Below are 20083 nucleotides of genomic sequence, written 5' to 3'. Positions count from 1 at the left end.
TTTCTATCATCAGGAGTAAACAGCATGACGATCAAAGTAGCAATTAACGGTTATGGCCGTATCGGCCGCAATGTCCTGCGCGCTTTCTACGAAGGCGGCAAAAAGCAGGACATCCAGATTGTGGCAATTAACGACCTGGGCAACGCCGAGTCGAACGCCCACCTGACCCGCTACGACACCGCCCACGGCAAGTTCCCTGGTACCGTCACGGTAGAAGGCGACAACATGATCGTGAACGGCGATTCGATCCGCGTGTTCGCACAGCGCAATCCTGCTGAAATTCCATGGGGCGAGCTGGGCGTGGACGTAGTGCTGGAGTGCACCGGCTTCTTCACCACCAAGGAAAAAGCATCGGCCCACCTGAAAGGCGGCGCCAAGAAAGTGATCATCTCCGCACCAGGCGGCAAGGACGTTGATGCGACCGTCGTGTACGGCGTGAACCACGGCGTGCTGAAAGCTTCGGACACCGTGATCTCGAACGCATCCTGCACCACCAACTGCCTGGCCCCGCTGGTCAAGCCGCTGAACGACGCCATCGGCCTGGAAACCGGCCTGATGACCACCGTGCACGCTTACACCAACGACCAGGTGCTGACCGACGTGATGCACGAAGACCTGCGCCGCGCCCGTTCCGCCACCCAGTCCATGATCCCGACCAAGACCGGCGCTGCTGCCGCTGTTGGCCTGGTGCTGCCGGAACTGAACGGCAAGCTGGACGGCTACGCCATCCGCGTTCCGACCATCAACGTATCGATCGTCGACCTGTCCTTCATCGCCAAACGCGACACCACGGTTGAAGAAATCAACAAGATCATGAAGGACGCATCGGAAGGCGCACTGAAAGGCGTGCTGACCTACCAGACCGAGCCGCTGGTTTCGGTGGACTTCAACCACAACCCGGCATCGTCGAACTTCGACGCCACCCTGACCAAAGTGTCGGGCAAGCTGGTCAAGGTATCGTCCTGGTACGACAACGAGTGGGGCTTCAGCAACCGCATGCTGGACACCACCGTGGCGCTGATGAGCGCCAAGTGATCCCAGGCTTCAGCTGCAAGAGGAAAGCGCCCATCCGGGCGCTTTTTTTTTGAAAGTCGGGGTCAGCTCCGGCAATCGGACATTTCGCGTAGCGAATGTCCGATTGCCGGAGCTGACCCCGACTTTCATCCTGCGATGCGGGCAAGGCGGCGGGCTTCTTCGCGGACGGCGTCGCGCAGCTCGTCCGGGCCTTCGATCGTGAAGTCGAAGTTGAACGAGGCCAGCATGCGTGCGAACCAGCTGTAGCTGGTGGTGGTGGTCTTCAGCCGCACGCCGCCTTCGACTTCGGCCAGCGGGCCGATATAGCGGCCCACTTCGCGTGCGGCGCAGGCCAGGTCGGTGTGCAGCAGCACCTGTACCGGCAAGGGGCGCGGCAAGGTCGCCATCGCATGCTGCAGTTGCGCGGCGGCGTCGAAGCTGTCCGGCTTGTCGAACACGGCGCCGGTTTCACTCACTTCTGCGATGCGGTCCAGGCGGAACGAGCGGATCGCCAGCCGCAGCCGGCACATCCCCACCACATACCAGCGCGTATGACTGAACACCAGGCCGTAGGGATCGAACTCACGTTGCATCGATTCCCCATCCTGCGGCGTATAGCGGAAGCGCACCCGGTGCTGGGTCTGCGCGGCCAGCGCCAGTGCCGTCAGCTCGCCGGTCAAAGCAGGGCGGGCGGTGCCCGAATAGGCCCAACGCTGTTCCGGCGTGTCGAGTACGGCGGTTTCGCGCAGCGCCTGCACGCTGCCTTGCAGCGCAGGCGGCATGACGCGCTCCAGCTTGGCCTGTGCGCTGGCTACCGAAGGTGCTGTGTCGGCCAGGCGCAGCGAACGCACCGCCATCAGGCCGAGCGCCACGGCAGACGCCTCATCGTTGGTGAACATCAGCGGCGGCAGTTTGAAGCCGGGCACCAGCATGTAGCCGCCGTAGCGCCCGCGCTCGGCCGTGATCGGGATGCCCAGCTCTTCCAGCATGGCGATATAGCGGCGCAGCGTGCGGCGGTCGATGCCGAGGCGCTCCGACATATCGGCGCCCGAAATCTGCCGCTGGCTCTGCAGCAGTTCGAGGATGGAGAGGGCTTTGATCGCTGGTTTTGACATGATCATGCAATCATTGCACGAAATCAGGGCGGATATTGTCCTATATCGATCAGACAATGCCTCATCCCCAACAAGAACAATGAGGCAAGCAAATGGAAACCATCCTGTACCACGGCGCACCGCAGGGCTGCGCATTCGGCGTAATCGTCGCCCTCGAATGGCTGTGCCGGCCTTACCGGCTGGTGCAGGTTGACCTGCCGGGCTTGCCGGTGCCGGTGATGCAGACGGGTAACAAACTGCTGAATGATTGCCGCGCCATCCTGCGCCATGTCGGCCAGCAACGGCGCTACCTGCTGGGCTACCGCGCCGGCTCGGCAGAGGCGCGCAAGCTCGAGACGCTGCTCGACTATCTGCACGAAGGCTTCGATGCCGGTCCCGCCCGCATGGCGCAGACCTGCGCCGCGTTGGACGAAGTGCTGGGCGGCCAGGAGTGGTTGGACGGCCAGAAGCGCACCGTCGCGGATGCCTGCCTGGTGGCCGTGGTGCGCTGGGCGCAACGGGAGGCGGGCCTGGACCTGGCGGCATACCCGCAGCTGCAGCGCCATGTGGCCGAGCTGTATGGCGACCCCGCTGTGTTTTTCGCCGACGCCATCGAAACCCAGCGTCCAGCGGTCAGCAGCGGCCGCTACCTGGGCAGCACCAGCCTCGACGAACTCCCACTCGCAGCTTAAAAGTCGGGGTCAGCTCCGGCAAACAGACACGGGCTCAAGCGCTAGCGCTTGAGCCCGTGTCTGTTTGCCGGAGCTGACCCCGACTTTTATTTCAGAAGATACTGCTCCACAGCTGGCGGACGTTGGCGGCGTGGGTGGCGGCTTTTTCCATCGGGACGCGCGACTGGTCCTGGCCTTGCAGGCGTAGCTGGTGCTGCCATCTGCGCATGTCGCGATAGGCGTCGGCGACCAAAGCCGCCAACGCGGCATCGACCAGGCCCAGCTTTCCTGCCAGGTGCAGCAGGGCGATATTGCCGATGTTGCCGGTCAGCTCGCTGTACTGTGCGGCATGCTGCAGCACCAGGTATTGCACGATGAATTCGATATCGATCATGCCGCCTTCGTCTTGCTTGAGGTCGAACAGTTCGCTGCGGTTGGGACGGGCATCGCGCATCTTTTGGCGCATGGCCAGCACTTCCTGTTTCAGCGCGGCGGCGTCCGGCCGTTCCTTGCGCAGCACCTGGCAGCGGATTTGCTCGAAGCGTTGGCCGATGGCGGCATCGCCGGCGCAGAAGCGGGCGCGCGTCAGGGCCTGGTGTTCCCACAGCCATGCCGAGCTCTGCTGGTATTTTTCAAACGAGCCGACGCTGGATACCAGCATGCCGCTGGCGCCATCCGGCCGCAAGGCGGTGTCGATGTCGAACAGGATGCCGGCCGGGGTGTGCGATGTCATCCACGTGATGAAGCGCTGCGCCAGTTTGGCGTACAGGCCGGGCGCGTCCTGGTCTTCGTCGTCGAACAGGAAAATGACGTCGAGGTCGGAGACGTAGCCAAGTTCCTTGCCGCCCAGCTTGCCGTACGCGATGACGGCGAACTTCGGTACTTCCAGGTGGCGCTTGGCGACGGCCTGCCAGGCTGCTTTGACGACAGCGGCGACGATCACGTCGGCCAGCGCGCTCAGGTGGTCGGCCAGCTTTTCCACCGTGAGCGAGCCGGCCAGGTCTTGCGCCAGCAGGTGGAACAACTGGGCGTGGTGTACTTCGCGCAGGATGTCGAGCTGGCGTTCGGTGTCGCCGGGGGCGGTGGCCAGCTGGCGTTCCAGCTCGGCAGCCGCGGCGGCCGGGTCGAACACGGCGCTGAGAATGCGGTCGTCCAGCAGTTCGTCAAGCAGGATCGGGTGCTGGGTCAGGAATTTGGCGGCCCAGCCGCTGGCGTGCATCATGGTGATCACGCGCTCGAGCGTGTGCGGGTATTCGGTCAGCAGCGACAGGTAGGACGAGCGGCGCGAGATCGCTTCCAGGAAGTCGAGCAGGCGGCCCAGCGTGCCGAGCTTGCTGCCGGCGCTATTGCGTTCGGCGGCGCGGGCGATCTGGGGCAGGGCGGCATTGACCAGGGCTACCAGGCGCTGGCGGCTGGCGTCGGGCAGGCTGGCCAGCTTGGGCGCTTGCCAGGTGGCGATCAGGCGCTGCGCCGCCGCCGCTGGGTCTTCGTAGCCGAGGCTGGTGAAGCGCGCTTCGATGGCTTCGCGGTTGTCGGGATCGGCGCACTCGTTGCTGGTGGCGGGGTCGACGTCTTCGCTGCCATTGCCGCTCTTGTCGGCGAAGATGGCGTCGAATTGCTCTGCGACGTACTGGCGGTGGGCATCCATCCCGGCCAGCAGGGAAGAAATATCGGGCAGTCCCATCATCTGCGCTACGGCCAAGCGGTCGGCTTCGTTCGGCGGCAGGGTGTGGGTCTGGGCGTCGTCGATGTATTGCAGCCGGTGTTCCAGGTTGCGCAGGAAGGTGTAGGCCTCCATCAGGCGGGCTACGACGTCGGCGCCCAGCAAGCCTTTTTCCGGGAGCTGGCGCAGGGTGCCGCGGGTGGAGCGGCCGCGCAGCTCTGGATCGCGCCCGCCGCGGATGAGCTGGAAGACCTGGGCCAGGAATTCGATTTCGCGGATGCCGCCGCGGCCCAGCTTGACGTTGTGGCTGCGCTCCGGGTGCAGCCTTTCCTGGCGCGCCACTTCGGCGCGGATCTGGGCATGCATGGAGCGGATGGCGTCGATCACGCCGAAATCGAGGTAGCGGCGGAAACAGAACGGGCGCACGATGGCGTCCAGGGCCTTGATGTCTTCCGCGCGGCCGGTCACGGCGCGTGCCTTGACCCAGGCATAGCGTTCCCATTCGCGGCCTTGCACGATCAGGTAGTTCTCCACCATGCCCAGGCTGGCAGCCAGCGGGCCGGAGGCGCCGTTCGGGCGCAGCGCCATGTCGACACGGAAGGTAAAGCCGTCTTCCGTGATCTCCGAAATGGCGGCAATCAGTTGCTTGCCGAGGCGGACAAAGTACTCGTGGTTGGAGAGCTGGCGCTGGCCGGGGCCGGCCGCCGTGTCGCCGTCTTCCGGATAGACGAAGATCAGGTCGATGTCGGACGACACATTCAGTTCGCCGCCACCGCCTTTACCCATCGATAGCACGATCATCTGCTGCGCCACGCCCGATTCGGCACCGGTTGGCACCCCGTGGGCCGCGCGCAGGGCGGTGTCCAGCTCGGCCAGGTGGGTCTGGATCACGAAATCGGCCAGCCTGGTCATGGTGGTCACGACCTCATCGAGGTCGGCCTTGCCTTCCAGGTCGCGCCGGATCAGGGTGGCCAGCACCAGGTTGCGCAAGCGGCGCATGCCGCGCGCCAGCGGCAGCTCGCCCCGTTCGCTTGCCAAAACATCGGCAAAGTTCAGCGAGGCAAGCGATAATTGCGCCAAAGCATCTATTTTGGCCTGGCGGGATGGATCGGCAGCCAGCCAGCGCTGGTAAAAGCGGGAAGCGGAAACGAGTGCGGAAGTGCTCATTGACAGATGTTAGAGAGTGTAAAAAGCCTGCGAAACCGTGCCTATTGGAACATAGTTTAAGGGGGCGGTGCGGTAAAATGCTGTATTGATAAAGGCCTGGCTTGAGCGTATTGAAGGACAACCTGGTGGAGCAGATCGAGGCAGTCGAGGCCCCGCTCAAAGAGCGCTGGCATCGCCTGCAGGCGGCCTATCGCTTCTGGAACCTGGCCACCCATCATGTCCTGGGCTTCACCATCAAGCTGGTGCTGCTGCTGTATTTTGCCTTCACCATCCTGTTCCTGGCCCTGCGCTGGGTGATCCTGCCGAATATCGACCACTACAAAGGCGACATCGAACGCCTGGCCAGCCAGGCAGTTGGCAACCAGGTGGTCATCGACCGCGTCTACGCTTCCTGGAAGGGCCTGCGCCCGCAGCTGATTCTGGGCGACGTGGTGATGCGCGATGCGCGCGGCCAGCAGGCGCTGCACCTGCCCAGCGTGTCGGCCACCCTGTCGTGGTGGAGCGTGCCGGCCGGCGGGCTGCGCTTCGAGTCGCTGGAATTCCACCGTCCTGAAGTGGACGTGCGGCGCGAGGCCGATGGCAAGCTGTATGCCGCCGGCATCTACCTGGACCTGGAAAAGAAGGGCGACGGCAGGAGCGCCGACTGGCTGCTGTCGCAACGCGAAGTGGTGGTGCGCGATGGCCGCATCACCTGGACCGATATGCAGCGCGGCAGCGCGCCGCTGAAGCTTGACAATGTCACCGCCCTGATGCTGAACAAGTGGCGCCGCCACCAGTTCGCCTTCAAGGCCACCCCGCCTGCCGCCATGGCTGCGCCGCTTGATGTACGCGCCGATTTCAGCCACCAGCCGTTTTCCCGGATTTCCAACCTCAAGCTGTGGAAGGGCGAGATGTATGTCGAACTGCGGCGCGCCGACCTGGCGGGCTGGAGGCCTTACCTGCCGGGCAAGCTCGATGTACAGTCCGCCAGCGGCGGCGTGCGCGCCTGGCTCAGCATCGATAATGCGCGCCCGGCCGCCATTACCGCCGACGTAGCGCTGGACAATGTGGTGGCGACGCTGGGCAACGATTTGCCGCAGCTGGACGTGGCGGCCCTGCGCGGCCGTGTGACAGCAGCCGAAGAGCACGCCGCCACCCTGGTGCCCACACCGGGCACGCCCCCCGCCATCACGCGTACGCTGGAACTGAAGGATGTCACGCTGCGTACGCGCGACGGCGTTGAGCTGGCGCCGACCACCGCTTCGGCGCGCCATGTGGCGGCCACCAACCAGCCGACCTGGACCGAAGTAAAGGCTGCCGCGCTGGACCTGAAGATCCTGTCCGAACTGGCCACCCGCCTGCCGCTGCCGCAGGTGCAGCGCGACCTGCTGGCGGAAGCTGCGCCGCGCGGCCGCGTAACTAACCTGGTGGCTGAATGGCGTGGTCCGCTGTCGGCAGCCAGGGATTACAAGCTGAAGGGCGATCTCGATGCGCTGGGCATGGAGGCGCTGGCTGCGCGTCCCGCCGTGGCGCGTTCGGCCAAGGCGTGGCCGATGCCGGCGCTGCCCAATATTCCCGGCTTCGAGAAATTGAGCGGCCATGTGGAAGCTGGTGAACAGGGCGGCAGCGTAGCGCTCGATGCACCCGGCTTCACGCTGGCGATGCCGGCCTGGTTCGACGACGAGCCATTGGCATTCGAGCAGTTCAGGCTGAACGGCAGTTGGTCGCTGGCCGATGCCAGGCAAGTGGCGGTCAAGCTGGAACAGCTGGACCTGGTGCAAGAAGGCATGAAGCTCAAGCTGGCCGGCAGCCACACGCTGCCGCGCGGCCCCGGCGCCAAGGGCCTGGGCTTGTCGGACTTCAGCGGCAGCATCGACGACTTCAGCATCAGCCGCATCGGCCGCTACCTGCCGAAGCAGACGCCGGAACATACGCGCCATTGGCTGGTGGGTGCGCTGGAAGACGGCATGCTGACGGAAACCTCGCTGCGCCTGCGCGGCGACCTGGCGCACTTCCCGTTCAAGGAGGGCTCGCCAGACAAGGCCAAGGGCGAGTTCCGCGTGGCCGGCCGCATCGTGGATGGGCGCCTCAATTACACGCCGGGATATTTCGCCAAGGATGGCAAGACACCGGTGTGGCCGCTGGCGGAAAAGATCCGCGGCACGATCGTGTTCGACCGCGCGCGCATGGAAATCAAGGCGGAGACCGCGCGCACCCTGGGCGTGGCGCTGAGCAATGTGAAAGCGGTGATTCCGGACCTGGGCACCCATGACAGCATGCTGGACATCGACGGCACGGCCGCCGGCGCAATGCAGGACTTCCTCAAGTACGTGACGGCCAGCCCGGTGCTGGAGTGGATCGGCCATTTCACGGAGGACACCACGGCGACCGGCAATGCCAGGCTGGCGCTCAACCTGCACCTGCCGCTGTCGCATATCATCGACGCCAAGGTGCAGGGTAGCCTGCAGCTGCAAGGCAACGACGTGCTGTTGTGGCATGACATGCCGACTGTGGCAGGGACCACCGGCAAGATCGAATTCAATGAAAAGGGCGTCAACCTGAACAACCTGGCCGGCAACTTGCTGGGCGGCCCGCTGTCGGTGACGGGCGGCAGCCAGAAAGATGGCGGCATCCAGGTACGTTTGAGCGGCACGGCGACGGTCGATGGGCTGCGCAAGCAATACCCGGTGGCTGCCGTTCAGCGCCTGGCCAATCACCTCGGCGGCGGCACCAGGTTCACCGGCCTGATCACGGCCAAGGACCACAAATACGAAGTGGCGCTTGATTCGAGCCTGCAGGGCGCGAGCCTGGATTTCCCGGTGCCGCTGAAGAAAGCCGCTGCCGACAGCATGCAGCTGCACTTCCAGCTGAATGGCGGCAGTGCCAACGAGCAGGGTGTGGCGCGCGATGAAATCCGTGTTGCGCTGGGCGCCTCCTACGCTGCGCGCTACCACCGCCAGCGCGTCAACAAAGGTCCGTGGAAGCTGGTCAACGGCGGCATCGGCGTCAATGTGCCGGCCCCGGAACCGGACAGCGGCATGATGATCCATGCCAGCCTGAAGTCGCTCAATGTCGATGACTGGATCGACCTGGCGAGCGAAATCGCCGGCAAGGAAGAGCGCGACGCGCCAGGCAAACCTGCCGAGCAAGGCGCGGCTGAAGGCGGCGATATCTCGCAATATGTGGTGCCGGAGACCATGGCGGCCCGTGCTGTCGAACTGATCGTCGGCGAACGCAAGCTGGACAACGTGGTGGTGGGAACCACGCACAGCAAGGGCGTCTGGCAAGCCAGTATCGATTCGCAGCAGGCGGTGGGCTATGTCACGTGGAATGAATCGCCGACCGGCAAGGGCGTGGGCAAGGTCACTGCGCGCCTGTCGTCGCTGACCATCCCGGAATCGCAGGCGGCATCGGTCAAGGACCTGCTGGAAAGTTCGACCAATGCGCCGACCATCCCGGCGCTGGATATCGAGGTGCAGCGCCTGGAATGGTTCAACCGGCCGCTGGGCCAGCTGGAACTGCATGCGTACAACGCGCTGATCACCTCCGCGCGCGAATGGCGCATCAGCAAGTTGTCGCTGGTCAATGCCGACGGCGAATTGAATGGCACGGGTCGCTGGCAAACCAAGGACGGCCAACACAATACGGCGCTGAACTTCAATATGGACATCCATGATGCCGGCAAGCTGCTGGATCGCTTCGGTTTCAAGGATACCCTGCGCAACGGCAAGGGCAAGCTGAGCGGCGATATCGCCTGGAAGGGCTTGCCTTATCATATGGACTTGCCAAGCCTGTCGGGCACGCTGGCGCTGAACGTGGAGAAGGGCCAGTTCCTGAAGCAGGATCCGGGCGCGGCCAAGCTGCTCGGCGTGCTGAGCCTGCAGGCCTTGCCGCGCCTGCTCAAGCTCGACTTCAACGACGTCTTCTCGGAAGGCTTGCAGTTCGATGGCATCACCGCCAACGCCAGCATCAACCACGGCATCGTGAAGACGGATAACCTGAAGATGCACGGTGTGCAGGCCACGGTGCTGATGGACGGCACGGCCGATATTGCCAATGAATTGACCAACCTGCGCGTGGTAGTCATCCCGCAGGTCAACCTGGGTACCGCGCCGCTGGTGTATGCGCTGGCGGTCAACCCGGTGATTGGCCTCGGCAGCTACCTGGCGCAGCTGTTCCTGAGCGCGCCGGTGATGAAGGCGCTGACTTACCAGATGCAGGTGACCGGGCCATGGAAGGCGCCGGTCATTACCAAGATCGAAAACCCAAAGGAGCCAACGCCATGACCAAAGTCGCCGCGATCCAGATGGTGTCCACCCCTGTCGTGGAAGAGAATATCGCTACTGCCAGCCGTCTGATCGGCGAAGCTGCCGCGCAGGGGGCGAAGCTGGTGCTGCTGCCCGAATACTGGGCCATCATGGGGATGCACGATAGCGACAAGGTCGGCAAGGCGGAAGCGCTGGGACAGGGACCGATCCAGGATTTCATGTCGGCCATGGCGCGCGAGCACGGCATCTGGCTGCTGGGCGGCACGCTGCCGCTGGCTTCCGACGATCCCGCACGTGTCGTCAATACCACGCTGGTCTACGATCCGCAGGGCAAGCATGCTGGCCGTTACGACAAGATCCACCTGTTCGGTTTCACCAAGGGCACGGAATCGTATGACGAAGCGCGCACCATCGTGCCTGGCAAGACGGTTGGCACGGTTGAGACAGCGCTCGGCAAGGTCGGCATGTCGGTCTGCTACGACTTGCGTTTCCCCGAACTGTACCGTGCCATGGGCCCGCTCGACCTGATCGTGGTGCCGGCAGCCTTTACCTACACCACCGGCAAGGCGCACTGGGAAATCCTGCTGCGCGCACGAGCCATTGAAAACCAGTGCTATGTGCTGGCCGCGGCGCAGGGCGGCAGCCACGTCAACGGCCGCCGTACCTGGGGCCATTCGATGCTGATCGACCCGTGGGGCGAGGTCAAGGCCGTGCTGGCGGAAGGCGAGGGCGTTGTCAGCGGCGAACTGGACCCGGCCTTCGTGCATGGCGTTCGTGAGAGCTTGCCAGCACTGAAACACCGAATCCTCTAAAATCCGGCTTAAGTACCATTCAAAACAAGATTCCGATATGAAACCATTCGACCCCAATATGTCCGCCATGGCCGCAGCGAAAGACATCCTGCTGACGCCATTTGGCCTGGATGAAGGCAAACTGCTGAAAGCACTGGGCAGCATGTTCACCCATAAGGTCGACTACGCCGACCTGTACTTCCAGTTCACCAAGAACGAGGGCTGGAGCCTGGAAGAAGGCATCGTCAAGACCGGTTCGTTCTCGATCGACCAGGGCGTCGGCGTGCGCGCCGTGTCGGGCGACAAGACCGCCTTCTCCTATTCCGATGAGATTTCCGAGTCGGCACTGCTGGATGCTGCCGCTGCCACGCGCACCATTGCGCGCGCCGGCGCCGGCAAGATCAAGGTGGCCGGCAAGATGACGCCGGTCGGCGGCCGTTCGCTGTACATGCCGCATGACCCGCTGGTGTCGCTCGACGCCGCGTCCAAGGTCAAGCTGCTGGAGCGCGTCGAGAAGATGGCGCGTGCCAAGGATCCGCGTGTGGTGCAGGTGATGGCCGGCCTGGCCGGCGAATACGATGTGGTGCTGGTGGTGCGCAGCGATGGCGTACTGGCAGCCGATATCCGCCCGCTGGTGCGCGTGTCGGTGACCGTGATCGTGGAGCAGAACGGCCGCCGCGAAGTCGGCTCTTCCGGCGGCGGCGGTCGCTATGAATACGGCTACTTCACCGATGCGCTGCTGGACCAGTACGCGACCGACGCGGTGAAGTCGGCACTGGTGAACCTGGACGCGCGCCCGGCGCCTGCCGGCCCGATGACCGTGGTGCTGGGCCCTGGCTGGCCGGGCATCCTGCTGCACGAAGCGATCGGCCACGGCCTGGAGGGGGATTTCAACCGCAAGGGTTCTTCCACCTTCTCCGGCCGCATCGGCGAGCGCGTGGCCGCCAAGGGCGTTACCGTGGTCGATGACGGCACGCTGGCCAACCGCCGCGGCTCGTTGAACATCGATGACGAGGGCAACCCGACCCAGTGCACCACGCTGATCGAAGACGGCGTGCTGAAGGGCTATATCCAGGACACCATGAATGCGCGCCTGATGAAGATGAACGTCACCGGCAACGCACGCCGCGAATCGTTCGCCCACCTGCCGATGCCGCGCATGACCAACACCTATATGCTGGGCGGCGACAAGGATCCGGAGGAGATCCTGGCTTCGGTGAAGAACGGCATCTACGCGGTCAACTTCGGCGGCGGCCAGGTCGACATCACCAACGGCAAGTTCGTGTTCTCGGCCTCCGAGGCGTACATGATCGAAAACGGCAAGGTGAGCTATCCGGTCAAAGGCGCCACCCTGATCGGCAATGGCCCTGACGTCATGAACCGCATCACCATGATCGGCAACGATATGAAGCTCGATCCGGGTGTCGGAGTGTGCGGCAAGGAAGGGCAAAGCGTGCCGGTCGGCGTCGGCCAGCCGACGCTACGGCTGGACGGCGTGACAGTCGGCGGCACCGCCTAAAACAAGGGCAACACAAAGACCGGGTAAAATACCCGGTTTTTTTTGCCTGGGACGGATATCACATGAACAATTCGAACAACAAACCCTTCGTGATTGGCGTCGCAGGCGGCAGCGGCAGCGGCAAATCGACCGTCACGCGCGAAGTATTGAAATCCTTCGGCTCCGAGGTAGTCTCGGTGGTCCTGCAGGACGACTACTACCTGGACCAGACCCATATGTCGCCCGAAGACCGGCGCAAGGTCAACTACGACCACCCGGAAGCGTTCGACTGGCCGCTGATGGTGGAGCACGTACGCCGCCTGCGCGAGGGCGAATCGATCGAAATGCCGGTGTACGACTTTTCCATCGATAACCGCACTACCCAGACCATCACCGTTAAACCGGCGCCCGTGATCGTGATCGAAGGACTGTTCGCGCTGTATGACGCCGACCTGCGCAAGCAGATGTCCCTGAAAATCTTTGTCGACACCGCTGCCGACGTGCGCTTTATCCGCCGCCTGCAGCGCGATATCGCAGAGCGCGGCCGCAGCACGGAGAGCGTGATCAACCAATACATGGAAACCGTGCGCCCGATGTACAAGCAGTTCATCGAACCGACCAAGCGCCACGCCCACGTGATTCTTCCTCATGGTGCCAACGGGCCGGCGGTGGACATCATCACCACCAAGGTGGCGAGCCTGATCAAAGGCGAGTAAACAAAAAAAACCGCGCCCCGAAGGGCGCGGTTGTCTGGCACCAGGTGCCGTGCTACTTAGAACTTGTAGCGCATGCCGATGTTGAAGTAACGGCCCAGTGCGCCGCTGTAGTCCAGCGGGTTGTAGCTTTGCGCGCCGTAGGTCAGCGGATCCAGCGGAGCTTTCTTGTCGAACAGGTTGTTGATCGAACCGAACAGCTCAGCCTTGTCGCTCAGGCGATAACGGCCCACCAGGTCGAACGTGGTGAAGGACGAGATCTTGCAACCGGATGGTGCATCGTTGCCGTTAGCGAAGTGCGAGGCGCAACCATCAGGGTCATCCTTGAAGTTGATGTTGTCCAGCTTGTCGCGGTAGTTCATGTTCAGCGACAGGCGCAGAGCATCACGCTCCCAGGTGGCGCCCAGGTTCACGCGGTTGTCAGGCGTGCCCATGCAGTTGGTGGCATCGCAGTTACCGTGGGTACCAGCGAAGTCACGCTTGCTGCCATCCTTCTCCGTGCGTTCCATCTTGATCAGATGGGTCCATTTGGCGTCGATGGTCAGGGTGCCATTGCCGTCGCCCAGCGCGAAGGACTTGCGTGCATCCAGGTCGACACCGCGAACGATGGTCGAAGCCGAGTTCACGTAGTTGGCCAGCACGGCAGTGATCGCACCTGGGTCGCCAGGAATGTTGGTAGCGGTCGATGGGTCACGTGCAACGTGGCCAGCAGCGATTGCTGCATCGGTCTGCTCCTGGTTGATCTCGTTGGTACGTTTGATCTGCCACAGGTCGACCGCCAGGCTGGTACGTGGCATTGGATCCCATACCATGCCCACCGAGTAGCTCTTCGAACGTTCCGGCGACAGGGCTGGATTCGGGCTGGTGATGATAGCGATCGAAGCAGGGTTACATGCCGATGCTACGCCCAGGGCGCAACGTACCGGGTCGGTTGCGGTGGAGAACGCTGCCAGGCCGCCTTTGCCGTTTTCTGCTGCGCTTGGGGCGCGGAAACCACGCTCCAGGTTGGCGCGCAGTGCGAAGTTGCCGGTCGGAGTCCATTTCAGGCCCAGCTTCGGCGTGTAGGAATTGCCGACGTCAGAGAAATGGTCCCAGCGAATTGCGGTTTGCGCTTCCAGGGTCTTCAGCAGCGGAATCGCCATTTCAGCGTATACCGCGCTTTCGTTACGCTTGCCGTCATAGGCCGAGTAACCCAGGCCGATGATGTTGCCGGTGTCGGTGCCTTCGGTTGGCTGCAGGCGGGTCTCGGAGCGGCGGTATTCTGCACCGAATGCCAGGCCGACCGAACCGGCTTCCCACTTGGCGATTTCACGCGAAGCCTTGAAGTCGATTTGCGAGATGCTGGTTGCTGCATCGTTGGAAATGTTCGGCGACAGGGCGGCGTACAGCGCGCCCGAGTTGAGGCCGGCGTTCTCGCCGATGCGCCAGAAGCTGCCAGCTGGCAGGGCTGCGTAGCGGGCGTTTTTCATGGCGGCAGCGACGTTGGCTGCGCTCGGGTTCAGCAGGGCGAAGGTCACGTCGCGTTGCAGGTAGCCGCTACGCTCGTTGCTGACTTTGGTTGCCGAGTACAGGTAGGCAGTGTCGATATCCCAGCCGGCTGCCGTACCCTTGACGCCGATCAAGGCGCGGTAGAAGTTGGAGTCGACGTTGCTGACGCGTGGGCCGACGTCCGCAGCCAGGTAACGCAGGCGTGCGGCGCTGCCGAAGTAAGGGTTGTCAGGGTGGGCCGCGCCCAGGGCCACGGCGGCGTTGCTGACCGGGCCGCCTGGATAGCCAACGCTGCCCGAAATACCGGACGGGGTGCCGCTGGCGACCGACTCACTGCGGTAGGCGTTGCCTTCAAAATAGGCTTGCCAATCCTGGCTCAGGTTGATGGTGGCGCGGGTGAACAGGTTGGCAGTCTTTTGACGTGGCTGGATCTGGCCGTATTCCTGTGCGGCATCGGTCAGGCAGCCGCCCAGTGGGTCACCTTGCGGGTGGCTGGTCAGCTTGCTGCAGTCGGCGCCGGCGAAGGTGCGGGTGAAACCGGTGCCAGCAGCCATGTTGCCGCGGCTGTAGTAGTCCAGGGTTGCCGGGTTACGGACGTTACCGACGATGGAGCTGCCGGCCAGGTTGTTGTCGACGATGGCGCCAGTGCCACCCAGCGATTCCTGGGCGCTGAAGCCGAAGTCGCGCAGGTCGCTCTTGCCAACGGCGCCGCGGTCGCTGCGGTCACGGTTCCATACTTCGCGCTTGAGGCCGAATTCGGCGTTGAACAGCACGTTGTAACGGTCGGTGTCCAGGTCACCGAAACCGGTGGTCAGGGCCAGGCGGGTATCGCCGCCGTCACGCTCTTGCGACAGGCCTTGGCTGGCGCGCACGGTGGTGCCTTTGAATTCCTTGCGCAGGATGATGTTGACCACGCCGGCAATCGCGTCCGAGCCGTACAGGGCGGAGGCGCCGCCTTTCAGCACTTCAACGCGCTCGACCGCTTCGGCCGGGATCACGTTCAGGTCGGAGAACACTTTCTGGCCGTCATCAGCCAGGCCGTACGGTGCCATGCGGCGGCCGTTCAGCAGTACCAGGGTGGAAGCAGCGCCCAGGCCGCGCAGGGAGATGCCCGATGCGCCGGAGGCGAAGCCGCTACCGAAGGATGTCGGGACCGAACCCTGGTTGTCGACTGCCAGGGTTTGCAGCAGTTCGGCGACGGTGGTCTTGCCGGACTTTTCAATGTCCGCACGCGACAGCACCTGAATCGGGTTCGAGGACTCGGCTTCGGCACGGCGGATGTGCGAGCCGGTGATTTCGACGCGCTGGATCGGCGCGGGAGCCTGCTGGGCTTGGGCGGCCACAGAAGACAGCAGCAGCGGCGCAGCCAGGTAAGGCAGGCAGCGGCGCAGATTCACAACCAGTTTCTTTTGTTGCATTGGACAGTCTCCAAAAGGGGGGGATAACTCTTTTGCAAGAGATCTATCTTTTATAATATTTTTCTATTGACAAGGGAATAGGGCGTTACAAAAATTCTCCCCCGAAAATAACTTTCAAATACGAAGTTTCGCTGACGCAAAATAGGCTAAGTGCTGCGATTCCGCGCCCAAATGGAGCGAAACTGCCTGTGTATACGACTTTTAGGCCAATTTCTTCGATTCTTTTGGCTTTCCCGTGCAACGGCGAATATGTAACGATGGGTTCGCGTAAAAACAACAGAATTGCCAGCAGAAAGCAAAACAAGCCAACCAATGAACTGAACCCCAATTGTTGGATGCCAACAATTGGGGTTTGGTTCAGGAAGCGAATATTTATTTTCCTTACGTATAACTACGCAGCTATTTAGAAGCTGTAGCTGGCACGCAGGTAAATTGCGCGGCCGATCGGGTCGGAGTAGCGCGGGTCATAGCCTTTCTGGAACACCGTGCCCTGGTTGGTGAATGGCGGATCCTTGTCCAGCAGGTTCTTCACGCCGCCGGTCAGCGTTACGCCTTTCCAGCCGGTGTAGGTCGCGGACAGGTTCCACAACTGGTAGGAATCCACCTTGTTGAAGAACTCAGGCGCCACGAAGTTCTGGTCGACGTAACCCGATTTGAAATTCTGCGACAGGGTCGTGCTCCAGTTCCCGTCACGCCAGGTCAGCGAGGCATTGTGGCGCCAGCGCATGATCGGGCCATTGTCGCCGTAGGTGCCGACATTCTGGATGAACGCGCCGTCCCGCTCGTTCTGGTATTTGTAGCTGTGGACCCAGGTGCCATCCAGGGTGAAGGTGAAGCTGCCGTACTCGGTGCGGCCCGAGTTGACCGTTGCGCTCAGGTCGATACCATCGGTCTTCACGCGGCCCAGGTTTTCGTTCAGGTCCAGGATCGCGAACGGCGAGCCATCCGGGTTGCGCAGGAAGCGCGCCTGGTATTTCGCGTAGTCGCCGTAGATTGCTTGCTCCGGCAGCGCGCCGATCTTGTCCTTCAGGCGGATATTCCAGTAGTCCAGCGCGATGGTGGTGTTGCGCACCGGCTCGAAGACTGCGCCGAAGGAGAAGGTCTTGGATTTTTCTGGCGTCAGCGCAGTATTCCCGCCTTGCAACTTGAACTGTTGCAGGTCGCAATCGCGCAGCGGGTTGGCGCCAGGCTGTGGCACGCCGCCCGGGCACAGGATCGGATCGTCGTAAGTGTTGCTGGTGTCGTTCTTCGACTGCGGTGCGTTTTTCTCAAACAAGGTCGGGGCGCGGAAGCCGGTGCTGGCTGAGCCGCGCAGCAGCAGTTGCGGGGTTGGCTGGTAGCGAACACCCAGTTTCGGGTTGGTGGTGCTGCCCGCGTCACTGTAATGGTCGTAGCGCACGGCGGCCTGGATGTCGAGATCCTTGATCAGCGGCACGCTCAATTCCCCATACACCGCCTTCACATTGCGCGAACCGGTTTTGGACTGCGAGCCGGACAGGCCGGAGCTGGAGGCCTGGCCGGCGATATCCCGGTTGACGTTGAAGTCGGCGTCTTCCTTGCGGTATTCGGCGCCCAGCGCGACTGCCATGGCGCCGCCAGCCAGTTGCATCACGTCGCGCGAACCCTTGATGTCGAAGGTGGTGGCCTTGTTCTTGGCGTCCTGCACCTTGCCGCGCAGCGCTACGCTGGCCAGGTAGGCGCGGCCGGCTTCATTCTGCATGCCGAAAGGATTCAGGATGCCGTTCAGCACGCCAGCGGCAAAGCCGGCGTCCTGCACATAGCCGCCGGTGAAGTTTTCCTCGGACTTGCTGACCGAGTGGTTCAAGCCTGCCTTGTAGTCCCAGCCTGCCGCGATACCTTCCAGCGCCGCTACCAGGCGGTCGCCTTCGCCCTTGGAGTTGATCTGGCGCTGGCCGGCTTCCGTTGGGCGCCAGTTGACCGACAGTGGTTGGCCGGACAGGTTTGGCTGGGCCGGCACGCCGCCCGCATTACCCGGATAGTAAGGGCTGGTGATAGGCAAGACCAGGCCGGTCTGCGGCGGCGGTGCCGTGCGCGACATTACCTTGTTGCGCGAGTGCAGGTATTCCAGGCTGGCCGTGGTGTCGGCATTGAGTTTGAAGGCGGCCTTGCCGAAGAAGACCAGGCGGTCCTGCTTCGGCAGGTCGTCGATCTGGCGCGTATAGTCCTGGCGGCAGGTGCCGTTGGATGGCCGCGGGATCGAGAACGGCGGCAGGCAGCCGCTGGCAAAGCCGGGGTTGCCCGTCGCTTCGGTGACCGGATCGAAATAGTTGCCAGGGAAGGTTGTGCCGGAAGTGCCGTCAGCCACGGTCATGCCGCGCTCGGGGATCACGGCGGTCTTCGAGAAATCACGCTGCTGCGACGTCAGGACATCCTGCTTTTGCCAGTCCAGCACGCCCATCAGGTTCCAGCCGTCGCTGTCGAGGTTGCCGACGCCGCTGACGATATTGGCGCGGCGCTCCTTGCCGCCCTTTTCGCGCGGCAGCATGGTTTCCGCCGCGACGGTGGTGCCGGTCACGGAACGCTTGGTAATGAAGTTGATCACACCGCCGATGGCATCGGTACCGTAGATGGCGGAAGCGCCGTCGCGCAGGACCTCAACCCGCTCCAGCGCTGCCACCGGGATGATGTTCAGGTCGACACTGGCGCCGTCATACGGGTGGTTGGCGATGCGGCGGCCATTCAGCAGCACCAGGGTCTTGTCGCCGCCGAGGCCGCGCAGGTCGGCCACCGCCTGGCCGCCGGTCGGCAGGCCGCTGGCGTTGCCGCCCACGACGTTGCCGGCGCCCATGCTGGTCTGGTTGGACGGGATCCGGTCCAGCACTTCCTGGGCGGTGGTCAAGCCCTGCTTGGTAAATTCTTCGGCCTTGAAAACGGAAAGCGGCTGGGACGTTTCCGATACCAGTCGTTTGATGGAGGATCCGGTCACTTCGACCCGGATCATTTTTTCTTCGGGAGCCTGTTGCTGCGCCATGGCCGGCAAGACTGCCAATGCACCGAATGCTGACAACAGGGAATAAATGATCGATTTAGCCTTGATTGTAGCCAACGTACTTCTCCTCAAATAGATGGGATGTCGGGTCCGATGGAAGTGCCGGGCGTTAGGCACCTGCAAAGGTTGAAGGAATTCTATTTGAGATCTGATAACAAACGTCCAAAACTTCCGCCCGGAACTATTCACTGTTGCGCCTGCGCGTCTACTTCACTCGTGCAAGTTTCTGTCGAATATTGATACATTGCGCCCTGAATCGATTTAATAATATCAAGAAAAACAATAAGTTATTAATTTGGTATTAAAATTGCTACAATGCAGGGTTCATACGAAAAAGGAGTGGTTCATGAAGTACTTGGCTGGACTGGTTTTGACGGCAAGCTGCCTGTGTGTTGCCAATGCCGCGCACGCAATCGTCGCAAGCGCCACCAGCGACGCCGTCGCGCTGGCAAGCGCAGTCTCGGCCGGTGCATCGGGTTTGACGGTCAACGCAGCTGCCCTGAGCGGCCATGCCACTTCCAGCGGCACCTTCAGCAATGCCAGCGGCACTTACGGCATCGGCAGCGGCATCATGCTGTCGACCGGCGATGTGCGCGACTACGCGGACGGACCAAACCAAAAAGATACCAAGACCACCCAGTACGGGGTGCTGGGCACGGCAGCCCAGCACGCGATCCTGTCCCAAATCGGTGGCAACGACAATTATTTCGATGTCACCCAGCTCGATATCAATTTCACGACCGGCACCGGCAGCGTGTTTTTCCAGACCGTGTTCGGCTCGGAAGAATTCCCGGACTTCGTCGGCAAATTCGTCGATGGCTTCGGCTTGCTGATCGATGGCGTGAATATCGCTTTCGTTGGCGGTTTGCCGGTCAATATTGACCATCCATCGGTGCAGCAGTTTGATGGAACTGAACTGAACGGCATCCTCTGCCCGGATACGGCGACCAGCTGCAAGCCAGTGCAGAATTTTGCGTTGAGCGGCCTGAGCACGGACCGCAGCCATACCCTGACCTTCATCATCGGCGACCGCGGCGATGACCGGCTGGACACCACGGTCTACATCAGTGCCTTGAGCGGCACGCGTCCGGTCGATGTGCCGGAGCCTGGTGCACTGGGCCTGGCGGGTGCGGGACTACTGGCTTTGCTGGCGGCGCGCCGCCGCCGCAAGGCCTGAACGCCTCGCTTGCATTAGGCGATAACTGTTGTTATAGTGGATCGAAATCCACGGAACTCGACCCATGCAGCTGCACTTCTTTACCGGCTTTTTTTACTTTAGCAATTCCAACCCAAAGGCGGTGGAGTAGCG

General features: G+C 62.6%; 11 protein-coding genes. 7 read left to right on the top strand and 4 right to left on the bottom strand.

Annotated features, from left to right (window positions below; genetic code table 11):
* Nucleotides 1–24 precede the first annotated feature (24 nt).
* The gene (gene gap / locus ASE26_RS03955) at nt 25–1035 is read left to right on the top strand and encodes a type I glyceraldehyde-3-phosphate dehydrogenase (RefSeq protein ID WP_055933174.1); all 1011 of its coding nucleotides are present in this window, start codon (nt 25–27) and stop codon (nt 1033–1035) included.
* A gap of 125 nt (nt 1036–1160) precedes the next feature.
* Here the strand turns inward: gap and ASE26_RS03950 are convergent, their stop codons facing one another.
* On the bottom strand, nt 1161–2129 hold the full coding sequence (locus tag ASE26_RS03950) for a YafY family protein (protein ID WP_055933561.1): 969 nt from the start codon (nt 2127–2129) through the stop codon (nt 1161–1163).
* A gap of 92 nt (nt 2130–2221) precedes the next feature.
* Here ASE26_RS03950 and ASE26_RS03945 point away from each other — a divergent pair, with 92 nt between their 5' ends.
* Nucleotides 2222–2800: a glutathione S-transferase family protein gene (locus ASE26_RS03945; protein ID WP_055933177.1), complete on the top strand. Its 579-nt coding sequence runs from the start codon at nt 2222–2224 to the stop codon at nt 2798–2800.
* A gap of 91 nt (nt 2801–2891) precedes the next feature.
* Here the strand turns inward: ASE26_RS03945 and glnE are convergent, their stop codons facing one another.
* Entirely contained in the window at nt 2892–5609 is a 2718-nt protein-coding gene (glnE, locus tag ASE26_RS03940) for a bifunctional [glutamate--ammonia ligase]-adenylyl-L-tyrosine phosphorylase/[glutamate--ammonia-ligase] adenylyltransferase (protein WP_057245636.1), read from the bottom strand.
* A 101-nt stretch (nt 5610–5710) separates the two neighbouring features.
* On the opposite strand from glnE, the gene ASE26_RS03935 reads away from it, so the two are divergent.
* From ASE26_RS03935 to udk, 4 genes are all read left to right on the top strand, one after another.
* Nucleotides 5711–9874: a YhdP family protein gene (locus ASE26_RS03935; protein ID WP_307144622.1), complete on the top strand. Its 4164-nt coding sequence runs from the start codon at nt 5711–5713 to the stop codon at nt 9872–9874.
* Nucleotides 9871–10668: a carbon-nitrogen hydrolase family protein gene (locus ASE26_RS03930; protein WP_082507393.1), complete on the top strand. Its 798-nt coding sequence runs from the start codon at nt 9871–9873 to the stop codon at nt 10666–10668. The genes ASE26_RS03935 and ASE26_RS03930 overlap by 4 nt, the downstream gene beginning before the upstream one ends.
* 37 nt (nt 10669–10705) lie before the next feature.
* Nucleotides 10706–12166, top strand: a complete 1461-nt coding sequence (gene tldD / locus ASE26_RS03925; RefSeq protein ID WP_055933186.1) for a metalloprotease TldD — start codon at nt 10706–10708, stop codon at nt 12164–12166.
* 62 nt (nt 12167–12228) lie between these two features.
* The gene (gene udk, locus ASE26_RS03920; protein WP_055933189.1) at nt 12229–12861 is read left to right on the top strand and encodes a uridine kinase; all 633 of its coding nucleotides are present in this window, start codon (nt 12229–12231) and stop codon (nt 12859–12861) included.
* Nucleotides 12862–12917: 56 nt separating this feature from the next.
* On the opposite strand, the gene ASE26_RS03915 is transcribed toward udk, so the two are convergent.
* Together ASE26_RS03915 and ASE26_RS03910 are read right to left on the bottom strand one after the other, a co-directional pair.
* On the bottom strand, nt 12918–15764 hold the full coding sequence (locus ASE26_RS03915; RefSeq protein WP_055933193.1) for a TonB-dependent receptor: 2847 nt from the start codon (nt 15762–15764) through the stop codon (nt 12918–12920).
* A gap of 403 nt (nt 15765–16167) precedes the next feature.
* On the bottom strand, nt 16168–18831 hold the full coding sequence (locus ASE26_RS03910; RefSeq protein ID WP_229207185.1) for a TonB-dependent receptor: 2664 nt from the start codon (nt 18829–18831) through the stop codon (nt 16168–16170).
* 289 nt (nt 18832–19120) lie between these two features.
* On the opposite strand from ASE26_RS03910, the gene ASE26_RS03905 reads away from it, so the two are divergent.
* Nucleotides 19121–19951 (top strand): choice-of-anchor L family PEP-CTERM protein, encoded by an 831-nt coding sequence (locus ASE26_RS03905; RefSeq protein WP_055933196.1) that lies wholly within the window; start codon nt 19121–19123, stop codon nt 19949–19951.
* The last annotated feature ends 132 nt before the right edge of the window (nt 19952–20083 follow it).

It is taken from the genome of Duganella sp. Root198D2, assembly GCF_001428585.1.
Lineage (GTDB): Bacteria > Pseudomonadota > Gammaproteobacteria > Burkholderiales > Burkholderiaceae_D > Rugamonas.
This window is presented reverse-complemented; position numbering and strand designations above follow the sequence as displayed.

Bases quoted from the DNA above. Each gene is read 5' to 3' on its own strand.
- gap (WP_055933174.1), top strand. From the start codon at position 25: ATGACGATCAAAGTAGCAATTAACGGTTATGGCCGTATCGGCCGCAAT.
- ASE26_RS03950 (WP_055933561.1), bottom strand. From the start codon at position 2,129: ATGTCAAAACCAGCGATCAAAGCCCTCTCCATCCTCGAACTGCTGCAG.
- ASE26_RS03945 (WP_055933177.1), top strand. From the start codon at position 2,222: ATGGAAACCATCCTGTACCACGGCGCACCGCAGGGCTGCGCATTCGGC.
- glnE (WP_057245636.1), bottom strand. From the start codon at position 5,609: ATGAGCACTTCCGCACTCGTTTCCGCTTCCCGCTTTTACCAGCGCTGG.
- ASE26_RS03930 (WP_082507393.1), top strand. From the start codon at position 9,871: ATGACCAAAGTCGCCGCGATCCAGATGGTGTCCACCCCTGTCGTGGAA.
- tldD (WP_055933186.1), top strand. From the start codon at position 10,706: ATGAAACCATTCGACCCCAATATGTCCGCCATGGCCGCAGCGAAAGAC.
- udk (WP_055933189.1), top strand. From the start codon at position 12,229: ATGAACAATTCGAACAACAAACCCTTCGTGATTGGCGTCGCAGGCGGC.
- ASE26_RS03915 (WP_055933193.1), bottom strand. From the start codon at position 15,764: ATGCAACAAAAGAAACTGGTTGTGAATCTGCGCCGCTGCCTGCCTTAC.
- ASE26_RS03905 (WP_055933196.1), top strand. From the start codon at position 19,121: ATGAAGTACTTGGCTGGACTGGTTTTGACGGCAAGCTGCCTGTGTGTT.